Source organism: Anabaena sp. CCY 0017 (assembly GCF_963920885.1).
Lineage (GTDB): Bacteria > Cyanobacteriota > Cyanobacteriia > Cyanobacteriales > Nostocaceae > Nodularia.
This window is the reverse complement of the sequence record NZ_CAWUDG010000015.1, coordinates 71274-87288: the sequence shown is the minus strand read 5'-3', so window position 1 is coordinate 87288 and position 16015 is coordinate 71274. Positions and strand designations below refer to the sequence as shown.

Sequence of the window (16015 nt, the reverse complement as noted above, 5' to 3'; positions counted from 1 at the left end):
TTGACTTTTGCTCTATGTTTACCTTCCAATCCAAATCTAAAGCCTCAAACCATAATGAAAAATATTTTACTTTGTACCGATGGTTCTGCATTTGCAGAAAATGTTTATAAATATGGCGCTTGGTTTGCTCGTCAACTTCATGCCCATATCAATGTTTTGTTCGTTACGGATATTCGCAGTCAACAAGTAGCTTCTATCGGTAACTTAAGCGGTAGCATCGGGCTGAATGCTTCGGAAAAATTGCTGCATGAATTGGTTGATTTAGAACATAAAAAAGCCAAGCTGAACAATCAACGCGCTCGCTTGATTTTGCAAAATGCCTCCGAAATTCTCAAAGCTGAAGAGATCACAGATTTTAAGTTAACTAATAAAACTGGATTTCTGGTAGATTGTTTTCATGAATTTGAAAATGATGCTGATTTGATTGTTTTAGGTAAACGGGGAGAAGCGGCAGATTTTGCATCTGCTCATTTAGGAGCAAATTTAGAGCGAATTCTTCGTATTACCAGAAAACCTTGTTTAGTTACCCCGATTGAATATAAACCAGTTGAGAAAGTTTTAGTTGCTTATGATGGCAGTTTAACAGGAAAGAAAACACTAAAATTTTTAGTAAATTATTCTTGGTTCCAAAAATTAGAAATACATCTGTTAAAAGTAACTAAAAATGAAACATATTCCAGGGCTGAGAATAGAATCAATGAGGCTAAACATATTTTAGAACCAGCAGGCTTAAATATTATTTCTACGATTAGAAAAGGTGAAGCAGAAGAGGTTATTAATCAATATATTAGTGAGCAAAATATCAGCCTTTTACTGATGGGAGCGCATGGACATAGCCGCATCCGTGATTTAGTAATTGGTAGTACGACAGTTCAACTCCTCAGAAGTAGTAATATTCCTGTCTTGCTGTTCTGTTAAAAGGTTGTTAATCAAAGTGATTTTTCATGATTTTAGGTTTCCATTAATTCCCTTGATTACCCCTTAAATGTACGATTTAGACATAAATTTCTTGTTTTTAGGGGTATCTGTAGTTTTAGAAATAGATTCTGAGTCAGTTGAGATGAATTAATTGCAATTGTTAACAGAGGAAAACCTTTTATGCAAATAATCAATGAAATCCATTTTCGTAACGTCCAAGGAGATATTCTTGGCGGTTTAACGGCGGCGGTAGTTGCATTACCGATGGCATTAGCTTTTGGTATTGCTTCTGGGGTGGGTGCTGCGGCTGGGTTATGGGGGGCAATATTAGTCGGATTTTTTGCCGCTTTGTTTGGTGGTACACCCAGCCTGATTTCTGAACCCACAGGCCCCATGACAGTGCTTGTCACCGCAGTCATTGCCGGACTCACAGCTAATAACCCACCAGAAGTCGGTCTGGCAATGGCTTTTACTGTCGTGATGATGGCAGGAGTAGTTCAAATTTTGTTTGGAGTATTGCGCTTGGGGCGGTATATTACCATGCTGCCCTACAACGTCATTTCTGGATTTATGACCGGAATTGGCGTAATTCTGATTTTTTTGCAAATCGCACCCTTCTTGGGGCAAGAAACGCCTAAAGGTGGTGTTCTGGGGGTAATTCGGAATCTCCCGACTCTAATTGCTAATATCAGTCCTACGGAAACTATTTTAGGGGTAATAACTTTAGTAATTCTGTTCTTTTACCCGGCTCGATTCAAAAAAGTTATTCCCCCCCAATTGGTAGCTTTAGTTATTGGGACGGTAATTTCTCTAATTTTCTTTCGTAGTGTTGAAATTCGGACTATTGCCACTATCGGCGAAATTACTCCTGGTTTGCCTAGCTTCCAGATGCCCACTTTTACCCCGCAAAATTTGCAGTTAATGTTTGTTAACTCCGTGGTATTGGGAGTGGTAGGTTCTATTGATTGTTTGTTAACTTGTGTCGTATCTGACAGTCTCACCCGTACTGAACACAAATCTAACAAAGAATTAATCGCTCAAGGTATTGCTAATGTGATTACCGGTTTATGTGGGGGGATTGCTGGTTCAGGAGCGACAACGGCGACTGTGGTTAATATCCAAGCTGGTGGACGCACGGCGTTATCTGGTATCAGTCGGGCTTTATTTCTGTTAATTGTGGTTTTGTGGGCGGCTCCTTTAACTTCTGGCATTCCTCTGGCTGTATTAGCTGGGATTGTCTTAAACGTAGGCATTAATATTATTGATTGGGGTTTTCTCAAACGGGTGCATAAAATTTCTTGGAAGGCAGCCGGAATTGTTTATAGTGTGGTACTGTTAACGGTATTTGTCGATTTGATGATCGCCGTAGCTGTCGGGGTATTTATTGCTAATATATTGACAATTGAGCGCCTAGACCAACTGCAATCTAATTCTGTAAAAGCGATTACTGACGCTGATGATCAAATTGTCCTCACTGATGAAGAAAAAGAACTTTTAGATGCAGCGAATGGGCGAGTTTTACTGTTTCATCTCAGTGGACCGATGATTTTCGGTGTTGCTAAAGCTATTGAGAGAGAACATCGGGCGATCGCTAACTACGATGTTTTGATAGTCGATTTATCTGAAGTCCCTGTACTGGGTGTTACTTCTTCTTTGGCGATTGAAAGTGCTATTCAAGAGGTTATTGATGCCGGACGGGACGTGATCATTGTCGGTGCAACCGGAAAGGTCAGAAATCGCTTAGAAAAGTTGGATATTGCTGGTTTAATTCCGGGACACTACTGGATGGAAGAGCGCTTGAATGCACTCAAAGAAGGATTAGATTTGGTGCAGTCAAAAGCAGGGTCTAGCTTTTCTGAGTGCTGAGTGCTGAGTACAGGAGTGGGTAGGGGCGGGTTTAAGCAATCAGTCTGTGGTTCGTCAAAATCCTTAGTAAACCCGCCCCTACAGGAGTTAAGAGTGCTGAAAATTACAAACATATCATCAAAATTGCATATTTTTCAAACCCTAGCATTATTAAATTCCACGCTTTTCCGCGTGGTTTTTTGTTGCTTTCTCAACTACAGGAAAGTCTCAGTGTTTTGAGAAAGTTGATGCAATCACTTGCATAAATATGTATTTTTGTACTATAGATAATAATTTCACTGTAAATATGTGGTCTGAACTCACACAAGCGATCGCTAATCTCGATATTCCGGCTGATTGGATTGGCATTAGAGCCGTCAAGAAAAATTCCTCTACTCGTCATGTTCGGGATGGTTTACCCCAAATCAACGGTAAATCCTCCACTATCGGGGCGATGCTGGAAGTCTTAGTCAATGGCTGTCTTGGTTATGCAGCCACAAACTCCCTAGAATTGTCATCATTACAAGCAGCAGCCCAAACAGCTTATCAACAAGCCCTAGCCGCAAGCAAATGGTGGATATATCCCTTTCAAGAAAGTCAACGTCCCAAAGTCGTAGGTGAATATCACTCTCCGTATTTAGAACCATTCGATGCTCTCAGTCCTGGAGAAATTAACTATTTATTAGTGCGTGTTTGTCAAACCCTAAAAGTTGATGACAAAATAGTGCAAACCTCAGCCAGCGCCAACACCACGGAACGAGAAACTTGGTTTGTTAGCAGCAACGGCTCAGAAGTATATCAAAAGATTGTATCTTTAGGAACACATTATGGTGCGATCGCCCAAGATGGTGCAATAGTCCAACAACGCAGTAATAATGGTTGGCAAGCACACTGCTATCAAGGCGGATGGGAACTATTAAAACAAGATGAATTATGGCCACGAGTCCAGGAAGTTGGAGAACAAGCCATAGAACTTTTAACAGCCGATGAATGTCCCAACACCCGCACAAATTTAGTCTTAGCACCAGACCAAATGATGTTGCAAATTCACGAAAGTGTCGGACATCCTCTAGAAATTGACCGAATTTTAGGAGATGAGCGCAACTACGCCGGTGGCAGCTTTGTGAAGAAAAGTGACTTTGGCAACCTAGCTTATGGTTCCCCCCTAATGAATATCACCTTTGACCCCACAGTAGCAGGTCAATTTGCCAGCTACGGATTTGATGATACAGGGGCAGTGGCGACACGAGAGTATGTAATTAAAGGAGGAGTCTTACAAAGAGGTTTAGGTAGTCTAGAAAGCCAAACCAGAGCCGGGATTTCCGGTGTGGCTTGCGCCCGTGCATCCTCCTGGAATCGTCCCCCCATTGACCGGATGGCGAATTTAAATTTAGAACCAGGAAACGCCACCTTAGAAGAAATGATTGGCGGAATCGAACACGGCGTTTACATGGAATCGAATCGGTCTTGGTCAATAGATGACCGTCGTTATAAATTTCAGTTTGGTTGTGAATACGCCAAGTTAATTGAAAATGGGAAACTCACCAAAACCCTGAAAAATCCCAACTATCGCGCCACAACCCCAGAATTTTGGCATAGCCTCACCCAAGTAGGAAATACAGATAACTGGCAAATGTATGGTACAGCGATGTGTGGCAAAGGCGAACCCAATCAAGCTATTTGGGTTGGACATGGTTCACCAGTGTGTGTATTTGCTAACGTCGAAGTCTTTGGCGGCTTGTAGAGATATAATTATTTATCCCCAATCCCTATTATGAAACTTGCCGAATTATCTACCTTAGAAATTAGCTTTAATCAACTGATAGAAACACTACTTGTAAAAAAAACAGAGACAGAAGAATTCACTGTTAGACTTATCAGCGAACAAAGCCAATTTACCCGTTTTAATCATGCGAAAGTGCGACAAACAGGTTTAGTTGCTGATGCTTCCATAGAACTGACTTTAATGGAAGACCAGCGCAGCAGTTTTCGCTCCTTTTCCTTCACTGGTAATTGCTATCTAGATTGGCAAACTGCATCCACGGCTTTACAGGAACTTCGGGAAGAAATTAAATTATTACCAGTTGACCCCTATTTAGTTTTACCATCAGGAAATAATACCAGTCGAGAAGTAAATTCTGGGCAATTATTAGCACCAGAATCAGTAGTCCCAACTTTATTAGAATTGGTGGCTGAATTAGATTTTACTGGGATGTATGCGGGTGGAGTTGTAATTAAAGCTTATGGTGATTCTCAAGGTCAAAAACACTGGTTTGCCACTGATACTTTTACCTTAGATTATTCTCTGTTTGATAACTGTGGACAAGCTGTGAAAGGCATCTTTGCAGGTAGTAATTGGGATGAAACCGCTTACATCGCCAAGATTAATGAAGCTAAAACCCAATTGGAATTACTTTCCCGTCCCGCTAAACAATTAACCAGGGGACAGTATAAAACTTATTTTGCACCGGCGGCTGTGGCAGATTTATTAGGGATGCTTTCTTGGTCTGCTGTGAGTGAAGCTGATTTACAACAAGGAAACAGTGCTTTGGCGATGCTATCGCGCCAAGAAAAACAACTTTCGCCCCAGTTTAGTTTAAAGGAAAACTTTCAACAGGGGTTTGTGCCACGATTTAACCAATTGGGGGAAATGGTCGCCCCGGAATTACCTTTAATTGAAAAGGGGATTTTAGTTAATACTCTGGTTAATTCTCGCACTGCGAAGGAATATGGCAAAACTGCCAACGGTGCGAATAGTTCCGAAACTTTACGTGCGCCGGAGATTATTTCGGGAAATTTAGGTGTTGACGAGATTATGGGGAGTTTAGATACAGGACTATATGTATCGAATTTGCATTACTTGAACTGGAGCGATCGCCCCACTGGTAGAATTACAGGTATGACCCGTTATGCTTGCTTTTGGGTAGAAAATGGTGAAATCGTCGCCCCCATTGAAAACTTACGCTTCGATGAAAGCCTTTATCGCTTCTGGGGAGATAATCTCTTAGAATTCACAAATTTTCAGGAATTTATCCCCGAAGTCGGAACCTATGACAGTCGCCAACTTGGAGGTAGTTTGGTTCCAGGAATGTTGGTAAATGATTTCACCTACACCTTATAATCTGGTTCTATTTTCCGTCAACCAGTAGGTGTAAAATCAGGGGTGTGTAAAATATCGGCTGTATTGCTTGCTGTACAAAGGTTTGGAGCGTTATGTGACCGAAAGAGGTTGACGCGATCGCTGTAACCCTTGCTATCAGGTAATTTTTGCCCAAATCTTACTCCCCCTCTTGACGACTCCAGTGGCTGGAATGCTATTATCGTTTTAGGTTGACGGAATTGAACCTTGAAAACCAAATATAGCAAAGCTTTCAGGGCTGGGCGGTTGAAAAACCTTATAATCCCTATCAGGGATTGAAACATTACCGTCGTATTGCTTCTTACCGGATTTACTTGCGTTGAAAAACCTTATAATCCCTATCAGGGATTGAAACGGGTTTAGTTCCACGCAATGATGGAGGCTCATGGTTGAAAAACCTTATAATCCCTATCAGGGATTGAAACCTGGCAATGAGTACCACTTAGAGTGTCCGCCCCAGTTGAAAAACCTTATAATCCCTATCAGGGATTGAAACACGCTATCAACTAAACCTGCCGCCGTCTCCAGACTCAGTTGAAAAACCTTATAATCCCTATCAGGGATTGAAACAAGTACGGGAGTGTTCGGATAAGAACTAGAAACCGTTGAAAAACCTTATAATCCCTATCAGGGATTGAAACTAGATCCCCTGGATTTACGTCTTGAACTTTTTGGACGGTTGAAAAACCTTATAATCCCTATCAGGGATTGAAACTGGATGTAGCTCATCTACAGAGAAAGAAGAAAAAGTTGAAAAACCTTATAATCCCTATCAGGGATTGAAACCCAATCAGCAATCATCAACACTCTGTTCCATTTAGGGTTGAAAAACCTTATAATCCCTATCAGGGATTGAAACAATAGCATCTGGCATTAAGTGAGAACCATTGCTGTAGTTGAAAAACCTTATAATCCCTATCAGGGATTGAAACAGAGAAAAGTTTGCAGCGCAGCTAAAAGCCACGCTGGTTGAAAAACCTTATAATCCCTATCAGGGATTGAAACTCTAGTGGCATCTCCCCAGGTGTAGGGAGAACCAGGGATGTTGAAAAACCTTATAATCCCTATCAGGGATTGAAACTACCCAGGCAGTATTTCAAGTATAGTTCGGGACGTTGAAAAACCTTATAATCCCTATCAGGGATTGAAACAAATTTGCTACGTAATCAGCAGTAGCCACCTCTGGGGTCTGGTTGAAAAACCTTATAATCCCTATCAGGGATTGAAACCCATATCTATCAAATTCTAATTCTTCAGGTATTTTGTTGAAAAACCTTATAATCCCTATCAGGGATTGAAACTTCTAATTGTCTAAGTGCGGATTCAAACTTACCCAAGTTGAAAAACCTTATAATCCCTATCAGGGATTGAAACCTGTGCTTTTTTGTTGTTCTAACGGAGATTGTTATGTTGAAAAACCTTATAATCCCTATCAGGGATTGAAACGCCCCAGGAGCGAGATTACTTTTAGAGCTAGTACCCGCAAAGTTGAAAAACCTTATAATCCCTATCAGGGATTGAAACAAATGAGATAAAATCTCGACTCTTGAATATAGAAGTTGAAAAACCTTATAATCCCTATCAGGGATTGAAACTTAACAATTTGGATGCCGCACTGGCATACTTACGCGTTGAAAAACCTTATAATCCCTATCAGGGATTGAAACGGGGAAAAAGCTTATATTCCTATCCCGCCGATAGAGTTGAAAAACCTTATAATCCCTATCAGGGATTGAAACCAGAAGAGAAGCTCGAAGCCTCAATTGCTAAATTAATTCTGGTTGAAAAACCTTATAATCCCTATCAGGGATTGAAAAGATAGGTCAATGTTTGAGAAATAATGCGAATGGTAAAAAACCCTGTCTTACTCCCCTCCTCGCTTGCGGGGAGGGGCTGGGGGAGGGGTGCAACGACCGTGAAAATCACGACAAATTAACCAGACTTAAAATGATGTAATCAACCTTCTGAACTAAACCGTTTAGTCTAAATATTAGTAAATAGAAGTAAACAAACAAAAAATGTTTCCTTACCTTTTAAAAGATGAAATTGAGCGCTAAAGCACTCACTACGAACAAATGGCTAGGCTAATTGATGACTGATTTCTTCGCTTCTCAAAACTATTTCTTGTGAGGAAAATGTGAATTACGCTGTGGCGCTACATCATGTTGTAACTGTTGCCGTCCATTTGTAATAATACGTAACATATCCTTCAAGTCTTGCTCGATACCTTCTAAGACACTATCAGCATATTCATCAGCGCCATTTTCAATATTTTGAGCCTGTGCGATCGCAGTTTGTCGTAATTCCTCCAACTCTTCTTGACAAATCCGCCGCTTTTGGTCAATTTCCGCCAGAGTAGCTTGCATCATCGCCTCACACTCCTGCTGAACTTGTCGCCGCAGATGTTCAGCTTCCTGTTCTACCTGTCTGATGATATCGCTTTCAGCGAGAATTTGCGCTCGTTTAGCTTGAGCCGCCGCAATAATTTGCTGTCCATACTCTTCAGCCTCCAGCAAAACCTCATTTTTTTGTTGGAGGATAATAGCTGCTTCCTCAAAAGTCGTGGGTAACGAAATCCGAATAAAGTCAATCTGTTCGATCAGCTTATCTTCATCTACTAAAGTACGTCCAACGAGAGGAACACGTAAACCATAGAGAATTAAATCCTCTAAACGATTGAGTTCCTGTTGAATATCTACGCTTCCCGTTCCGTTGGGATACTCTTCACTAGGGGGATAGCTGCCGTTGTCGTTGGGTTGTCCATTGGAGAGGTGTGGTTGTAGCATTTGTATATATCTAGGGCAATTTGTTGGGGAACGAGATGATCAACAGATCCACCAAACCTTGCAATCTCTTTTACCACACTACTACTTAAAAAACTATACTCATTTGATGTGGCTAAAAAAACTGTTTCTATTTCAGTTGAAAGAGTGTTATTAGTATGAGCCATTTGCAGCTCTACTTCAAAGTCAGAAATTGCCCGTAAACCCCGCAATAAAACCTGTGCTTGTCGTTTCTGGGCATAGTTCACAGTCAGACCGTCAAAACCGTCTACTTCCACATTATCAAGATGTTTAGTAGTGCGGCGAATCTGATCTAATCTTTCCTGCACCGTAAACAGAGGTATTTTATGAGGATTTCGCAGTACAGCAACAATCACCTGGTCAAACAGCCGACTACCACGCTGAATGATATCAAGATGACCTAAAGTAATAGGGTCAAAGCTGCCAGGGTAAATAGCAATCACAAAATTTTAAACGCACCAAAGCTACTTCAGCAAGTATAAACCATTAAGTATCCAATTTATTATTTACCAGTTACCAGTTACCAGTCAAAAGACATAATTAGGAGAAATTTCCCACTTAAATTTGCTTTAATTGCTTTAACGCCTAAAAATGTAACTATAGCAGTAGTCATATCGGTTATTACAATGCTGAACACTCAAGGTCTTTTAAGCAAATGGATTTAGACTCAGCACTCAGCACTTTGCGATAAATAGGTAGTTTTGGATGATATTGCATATTTTCACTTTGCCTTTAGCGTTTCAATTCACTTCTCCTGGCCCGGTAATCGTAGATATAGGGCCAATAAGTATCCGTTGGTATGGCTTGTTAATCGCCATAGCCGTGTTAGTCGGTGTTAGCCTTTCCCAATATCTAGCAAAGCGCCGTAATGTTAACCCAGAATTGATCAGTGATTTATCAATTTGGCTGGTAATTGGGGCGATTCCCGCAGCCCGGCTTTATTATGTTCTCTTTCAATGGTCAGAATATTCCCAGCACCCAGAACGCATTATTGCTATTTGGCAAGGAGGTATTGCCATTCATGGGGCGATTATTGGCGGTACTTTAGCAGCACTAATCTTTGCCAAAGTCAATCAGATATCTTTTTGGCAACTGGCTGATTTAGTGGCTCCTTCGGTGATTTTAGGGCAAGCCATTGGACGTTGGGGAAATTTCTTTAACTCCGAAGCTTTTGGTCGTCCCACCGATTTACCTTGGAAGCTATATATTCCACCAGCAAACCGTCCTCCAGCCTTAGCTAACTTTGAATACTTTCATCCCACATTCCTCTACGAATCGTTGTGGAATCTAATTGTATTCGCCTTACTAATCACTTTATTTTTTCGCAGTTTATCTGGCAAACGTCCCTTCCGCCTAGGTACGCTATTTTTAACTTATTTGATAGCTTACAGCTGCGGTCGCCTGTGGATTGAAGGTTTTCGCATTGATAGTTTAATGCTCGGACCACTTCGCATTGCCCAAGTGGTAAGTTTAACAAGTATTTTTGTGGGATTAGCTGGGTTAGCTTGGCTTTATTTACTTAAACGCACTTTACCTGACGTTGTTTCCCTACCGAGAGGGGATGAGGGGATGAGGGAATGAAGGGGATAGCCCCAAAATAAAAAATGCCCCAGAGTATTCTCTAGGGCTTAACCAGGGTGCATCTACCATTCATCTCTACGAGAAATATAGGGTTAATCCGGACGGTTACGGAAAGAATCCCCAAAAATATCTTGTCAATACAGGTATTTTCAGTTAAATAGACCACGTAGTAGGGGCGCAAGGCCTTGCGCCCTGACGACAGATGTGGTTCAAATACATCAAAACTGATGTAAATTAAAAATTTCGTCTGTAAAAGAACTTAAATAAATATTATGTGTTCAGCAGTTTACATTGTGGGAGCAGGCCCAGGAGATCCAGATTTATTAACTGTTAAAGCCCAAAAACTGCTGGCTGTTGCGGATGTAATTTTATTTGCTGATTCCTTAATCCCAGAGGAGATTTTGCATTTATGCCGAGAAGATGCAGAAATTATTCGGACGGCAAATAAGACTTTAGAGGAAATTATAGCGCTGATGGTGGAACGGGTGCGATCGCACAAATCTGTAGTTCGTCTTCATTCTGGGGACCCCAGCCTTTACAGCGCTGTCCATGAGCAAATGCAACTCTTAGCTGAGGCTAATATTCCCTTTGAAGTCATCCCCGGTATTAGCGCCTTTCAAGCCGCAGCCGCTAAACTCAAAATAGAATTAACTGTCCCTGGTTTAGTTCAGACAATTATTCTCACCCGTATCAGTGGACGAACACAAGTTCCAGCCAGAGAAGAATTAGCCACCCTCGCCGCACATCAGGCTAGTCTCTGTCTTTATCTGAGTGCGCGTCATATTGAAAACGCCCAAGCCAAACTGTTAGAACATTATCCAGCCGAAACCCCCATAGCAATTTGCTATCGCATCGGCTGGCCGGATGAAAAAATTATAGTTGTCCCTCTGAACCAAATGGCAGACTATACCCATAAAGAAGACTTAACTCGTACCACACTTTACCTAATTAGTCCAGCACTTTCACCAATCACAGGGCGATGTGCTACGCCCCGCCAAAGGCGATCGCGATTATATCATCCAGAACATAGCCATATATTTCGCTCATCCCATCATTAGGGACTGGGGCATAAGTTCGATAAACTGAATAAAACAAAAACGAAAACTTTTATTCAAAACTATGCCTTTAATTAAAGTCCAAACTTCTGTCTCTGCTCCCTCAAAAGCCGATGTTGAGGCGATGCTGAAGAACTTATCCAGCAAATTAGCAAAACATCTGGGTAAACCTGAATCTTACGTCATGACAGCCTTTGAAGCGGGTACTCCTATGACCTTTGCAGGCACTACAGACCCCGTTTGCTATATTGAGATTAAAAGTATCGGCACAATGAAACCAGACCAGACCACAGCCATGAGTCAGGACTTTTGCCAGCAGATTAACCAAAGTTTGGGCGTACCAAAAAATCGGATTTATATAGAATTTGCCGATGCTAAAAGTGCTATGTGGGGTTGGAATGGCTCAACCTTTGGTTAATTAATCAGAATTGACTGCCAAGTAATGATAATAATCCCTTTCCACTGGGAATAATTAAACCATCACCCCTCTTCCATTGCGGTAGGGGTGTTTTTGTAACTTTATAGTTAAACAACATAGTTAAAGATAAATGTCAAACCTTACTGGATACCAAATTAACGCCACTCTCCACGAAGGAATTCAAACTATTATCTATCAAACACAAATACCAAATACACAACAGCCAATTATTCTCAAACTTCTCAAAAATGAATATCCTACCCTAGAAGCTTTTACTCGCTTGAAAAATGAGTATCAAATTCTGCAAGGTTTAGAGCATCTCAATATAGTTAAAGCTATCAGCCTAGAAACATTTGAGAATCGTGTAGGTTTGTTGCTAGAAGACTTTGGGGGCAAGTCTTTGGCACAAATCATCCAAATTGAGACACTAAGTTTAGTTAACTATTAAAAATGTAGTTGAACTGGTTGCGAGTCGGCTGGAGAAATTACCACAAGTTACCCAAGATGTTTTAAAATTAGCAGCCTGTGTGGGTGACAGTTTTAGTTTAGATGTTTTAGCAATTATTTATAAAAAATCGCCTTCTTTGACTGCAAATGATTTGTACCCAGCTTTGCAAGCGGGATTAATTTTACCTTTAAGTGAGGCTTATCGGATTCCTTTAGTTTTCAATCAAGCAGAAGCAATTAATTTAACTTTTGATAGTTCGCGGGTAGGCTATAAATTTTTACATGACAGAGTGCAACAAGCGCATGCGACTCACAAACGTTCGGAAACAAGTATTGATGTAGCTAATGGCACTTATGAGGATGAAGTTGTGCTAGTAAATGGGCGTTGGAAAATTCAACGTCGGACTCTGAAATTGTTCACTTTCTTGAATCTCAGTTCTCCACCAACAACTACTTCACAGCCACGTATTCCTCGACGACGTTCCCGATAACCTTCCCAGTTCGTCTATTTGGGCTACCGTGTACAGTCATGACACCCCACCCCTAGCCCCTCCCCGCAACCGAGGAGGGGAACTAGATTTTTAGTTAAATACATTATGACGGTTGGAGAGACGCGATAAATCGCCGTCTCTACAGAAAATATATCCGCAAGGGAGGAGGGGACGCAGATTTGGGTGTTATTGGGGATTGCAACGAATTTCGAGCATAAAGCCGTCGGGATCATAAAAGTATACACCTCTACCCGTAGGACGAGTAACTGGACCGTGTGCGATCGCAATGTGATTTTCTTGCAGTACCTTCACTGCGGTTTCAAATAATCGCGGATCGATATCAAAGGCCAGATGATATGCTCTGGTAAAGGTCTTTTCAGGATTGGGGTCTGGTGGTGATAATTCCGGTTCCCAAAATAAATCTAAAATTGTGCCGTCGGGAGTGACAAAATTGGCGACTTTCCCTGTAGCCACAAGTTCTATTAAAGTGGCTGGTACTTCGTCGCCTGTAAGTTCATGCAAACCTAAAACAGTACCGTAAAAATACCGTGATGCTTGCATATCCTGGACGTTGAGCGCAATATGATGGACACAACGCAGGTTTCCGGCTACAAGGGAGGTTTGGGGGGTAGTGCTAGATTGCATACTAGAAACTGCTCCTGTTAGTTTTAGTTATTGCCGATATTCGTCGCCACAGTCGCCAATTAAATAAAAGATAGGTATAATCAGCATACCCACGCCATCAAATTTATTCATCACCCCAGGTTTTTAACTGCAAATACACAAAGACTAGGGTAACGGCTAACAGGACTGTGGCGGCAGCAGCAGCGTAACCAAAATCAAATTGTGCGAATGCTTCTTGGTAAATGTAGTAAACCAGCAAGTTAGTAGAATTGAGGGGGCCACCACCTGTAATTACATAAACCTGCTCAAAACTGCGTAATGTAAAAATAGCTGTGGTGACGGTTGCAAATATCATTGTCGGTTGCAATCCGGGCAGAGTAACGTGCCAAAACTGCTGCCAAGCATTAGCCCCATCCAGTTCGGCTGCTTCATAGCGACTGGGCGGAACTGCTTGCAATCCTGCTAAGAAGACTACCATATTAAAGCCTAATTGCTTCCAAATACTCAAGACAATTAGTACAGGCATTGCCCAGGTTGTACTTCCTAGCCAAGGAATGGGTGCAATGCCAAAAAAGTCTAAAAATGCGTTTGCGGGTCCATCGCTTTGAAATAGCCAGCGAAAGCCTAAACCAGCAGCTACTAGGGAGATAATTGACGGGAGAAAGTAGGCACTCCGCAGCAGTCCCCGCAAGGCGAGAGATTTGTCTAATAATACTGCTAACCCCAAGGGAATGATTAAGCTGGGAATGACTGTGGCGACGGTAAAATAAATTGTGTTACCCAAGACTTGCCAAAAATCTGGGGTCTGTAGCAATCGCCAATAATTTCTCAAACCTACCCAAGTTGTACCTGTTGAGGTGAAACTTCCAGCCGTGAAACTGAGGTAGAACAGATAGGCGATCGGCCAAATGATGAAGATACTTAGTAAAATTAGTGCTGGGGAAAGAAAAGTCCAAGCAGCAAATGTATCATTATCTAACCAGGACTTAGTATATGTTTTTGGCATTTATCATTTTTCCTCTTTGCTGTTATGACTCTCCGCCCTGATTCTACCTTTAGCCTGGTTGCTCCCACTCTGAGCATTTGCCCATCTCACCAAAGCACTCCTTTAAAACTGGGGGTTATGGCTTCTGGTAGTGGCAGTAATTTTGAAGCAATTGCCCAAGCGATCGCAGATGAGCAATTAAACGCCCAAATTCAAGTTTTAATTTATAATAACCCTACAGCGAAAGCTCCCATCCGCGCAGCTAATCGGGGTGTGGAAGCTGTATTATTAAATCACCGCGAATATACAAACCGGGAAGCATTTGACGGAGAAATTGTCAATACTTTGCAGCAATATGATGTTGATTGGGTGATTATGGCTGGTTGGATGCGTTTGGTGACACCAGTTTTAATTGATGCCTTTCCAGAGAAAATCATTAATATTCATCCCAGTTTGTTGCCGAGTTTTAAAGGGATTAATGCTGTAGAACAAGCTTTAGCATCTGGAGTCAAAATTACTGGCTGTACTGTACATTTAGTGTGTTTGGAAGTAGACAGCGGCCCCATCTTAATTCAAGCAGCTGTGCCAATTTTACCAGAGGACACAGCAGAAACACTGCACGCTCGGATTCAAATTCAAGAACATCTAATTTTACCACAGGCGATCGCCCTAGCTGCGGCACGGGAAAGCAGTCAACAGTGAATTGACTAAAATCACCGCCAAGCACTTTGCAAACATCCCCTAAACTCAGAAACCAGCATCACTCAAATGATAGATCACGATAGACTATTCAAAGAATTAATCCAAACATTCTTTTGGGAATTTATAGAACTATTTTTACCAGAAGTTTTAGAGTACGTTACACAAGACAGCCTCAATTTTTTAACAGAAGAAATATTTACCGATGTCACAACAGGAGAAAAAAGAAGAGTAGACCTCTTAGCACAAGTCAAATGAAGAGGAGAAGACAGTTATTTTCTAATTCACCTAGAAAACCAAGCATATAATCAACAAGAATTTGAACGGCGGATGTTTCATTACTTCGCCCGTTTAGATGCTAAATTTTTAATGCCAATTTTCCCTATAGTTATATTCTCTTACGACGAACCGAAAAGACCAGAAAAAAGCCAATATGTAGTTAACTTTCCCCATCGCAAGATTTTAGAATTTAACTATGTTGCCATTCAATTAAATAATCTCAACTGGCGAAGTTTTTTAAACAAACCAAATCCCGTAGCCGCCGCCTTAATGGCAAAAATGAACTTTCAACCAGAAGAGAGAATTAGAGTTAAGCTAGAATGCTTAAGGATGTTAGTTACGCTGCAATTAAACCCTGCTAAAATAGAATTAATTTCTGGTTTTATTGACACTTATCTCAAATTAAACACAACTGAAGAGCAAGAATTAAACGCTGAACTACACCAAGCTAATTTAATTGAAGAGGAAAAAATCATGGAAATAGTGACTAGTTGGATGGAAAAGGGCATTGAACAAGGAGAACAAAAAATTGTTAAAAAACTACTAAAGCGGCGATTTAATGATATTACCCCTGCTATAGAAAGCCGAATTAATGAATTATCTTCACAACAAATCGAAAGTCTAGCAGACGCAATTTTTGATTTGCAAACTTTAGAGGACTTAATCAACTGGTTAGAGCAACAAAGGTAATAAGATGGTAGTGATACCAATTTTATATAAAGATGCATAA

General features: G+C 41.1%; 14 protein-coding genes, 1 pseudogene and 1 CRISPR repeat array. Of the genes and pseudogenes, 11 read left to right on the top strand and 4 right to left on the bottom strand.

Annotated features, from left to right (window positions below; all coding sequences use genetic code 11):
- Positions 1-54: 54 nt before the first annotated feature.
- From ACM0OW_RS17555 to ACM0OW_RS17540, 4 genes are all read left to right on the top strand, one after another.
- Positions 55-918, top strand: a complete 864-nt coding sequence (locus ACM0OW_RS17555) for a universal stress protein (RefSeq protein ID WP_414551438.1) — start codon at positions 55-57, stop codon at positions 916-918.
- Between the two features lie 180 nt (positions 919-1098).
- On the top strand, positions 1099-2784 hold the full coding sequence (locus ACM0OW_RS17550) for a SulP family inorganic anion transporter (protein ID WP_414551437.1): 1686 nt from the start codon (positions 1099-1101) through the stop codon (positions 2782-2784).
- Positions 2785-3070: 286 nt separating this feature from the next.
- Entirely contained in the window at positions 3071-4507 is a 1437-nt protein-coding gene (locus tag ACM0OW_RS17545) for a TldD/PmbA family protein (protein WP_414551436.1), read from the top strand.
- A 30-nt stretch (positions 4508-4537) separates the two neighbouring features.
- The gene (locus ACM0OW_RS17540; protein ID WP_414551435.1) at positions 4538-5884 is read left to right on the top strand and encodes a TldD/PmbA family protein; all 1347 of its coding nucleotides are present in this window, start codon (positions 4538-4540) and stop codon (positions 5882-5884) included.
- Between the two features lie 263 nt (positions 5885-6147).
- Positions 6148-7719: direct repeats of the CRISPR family, unit length 37 nt; unit sequence GTTGAAAAACCTTATAATCCCTATCAGGGATTGAAAC.
- 300 nt (positions 7720-8019) lie between these two features.
- Here ACM0OW_RS17540 and ACM0OW_RS17535 read toward each other — a convergent pair.
- Both ACM0OW_RS17535 and coaD read right to left on the bottom strand, forming a co-directional pair.
- Entirely contained in the window at positions 8020-8688 is a 669-nt protein-coding gene (locus ACM0OW_RS17535; RefSeq protein WP_414551434.1) for a DivIVA domain-containing protein, read from the bottom strand.
- The gene (gene coaD, locus ACM0OW_RS17530) at positions 8598-9149 is read right to left on the bottom strand and encodes a pantetheine-phosphate adenylyltransferase (protein ID WP_414551433.1); all 552 of its coding nucleotides are present in this window, start codon (positions 9147-9149) and stop codon (positions 8598-8600) included. Before coaD ends, ACM0OW_RS17535 begins: the two co-directional genes overlap by 91 nt.
- A gap of 262 nt (positions 9150-9411) precedes the next feature.
- Here coaD and lgt point away from each other — a divergent pair, with 262 nt between their 5' ends.
- The 5 genes from lgt (at position 9412) to ACM0OW_RS17505 (ending at position 12698) form a co-directional block, all read left to right on the top strand.
- Positions 9412-10287 (top strand): prolipoprotein diacylglyceryl transferase, encoded by an 876-nt coding sequence (gene lgt / locus ACM0OW_RS17525; protein ID WP_414551432.1) that lies wholly within the window; start codon positions 9412-9414, stop codon positions 10285-10287.
- Between the two features lie 272 nt (positions 10288-10559).
- Positions 10560-11345: a precorrin-4 C(11)-methyltransferase gene (cobM, locus tag ACM0OW_RS17520; protein WP_414551431.1), complete on the top strand. Its 786-nt coding sequence runs from the start codon at positions 10560-10562 to the stop codon at positions 11343-11345.
- Between the two features lie 61 nt (positions 11346-11406).
- Complete coding sequence (locus tag ACM0OW_RS17515) at positions 11407-11760, top strand: phenylpyruvate tautomerase MIF-related protein (RefSeq protein ID WP_414551430.1); 354 nt, start codon at positions 11407-11409, stop codon at positions 11758-11760.
- A 130-nt stretch (positions 11761-11890) separates the two neighbouring features.
- Entirely contained in the window at positions 11891-12208 is a 318-nt protein-coding gene (locus ACM0OW_RS17510; protein WP_414551429.1) for a hypothetical protein, read from the top strand.
- A gap of 79 nt (positions 12209-12287) precedes the next feature.
- Positions 12288-12698 (top strand): hypothetical protein, encoded by a 411-nt coding sequence (locus tag ACM0OW_RS17505; protein WP_414551428.1) that lies wholly within the window; start codon positions 12288-12290, stop codon positions 12696-12698.
- A 186-nt stretch (positions 12699-12884) separates the two neighbouring features.
- Here the strand turns inward: ACM0OW_RS17505 and ACM0OW_RS17500 are convergent, their stop codons facing one another.
- Both ACM0OW_RS17500 and ACM0OW_RS17495 read right to left on the bottom strand, forming a co-directional pair.
- Complete coding sequence (locus ACM0OW_RS17500; RefSeq protein WP_414551427.1) at positions 12885-13343, bottom strand: VOC family protein; 459 nt, start codon at positions 13341-13343, stop codon at positions 12885-12887.
- 103 nt (positions 13344-13446) lie between these two features.
- Entirely contained in the window at positions 13447-14328 is an 882-nt protein-coding gene (locus tag ACM0OW_RS17495) for a carbohydrate ABC transporter permease (protein ID WP_414551426.1), read from the bottom strand.
- A gap of 24 nt (positions 14329-14352) precedes the next feature.
- On the opposite strand from ACM0OW_RS17495, the gene purN reads away from it, so the two are divergent.
- Both purN and ACM0OW_RS17485 read left to right on the top strand, forming a co-directional pair.
- Positions 14353-15009, top strand: coding sequence for a phosphoribosylglycinamide formyltransferase (purN, locus tag ACM0OW_RS17490; protein ID WP_414551425.1), 657 nt, complete (start codon positions 14353-14355; stop codon positions 15007-15009).
- A 66-nt stretch (positions 15010-15075) separates the two neighbouring features.
- A pseudogene (locus ACM0OW_RS17485) lies at positions 15076-15975 on the top strand (Rpn family recombination-promoting nuclease/putative transposase).
- Positions 15976-16015 lie beyond the last annotated feature (40 nt).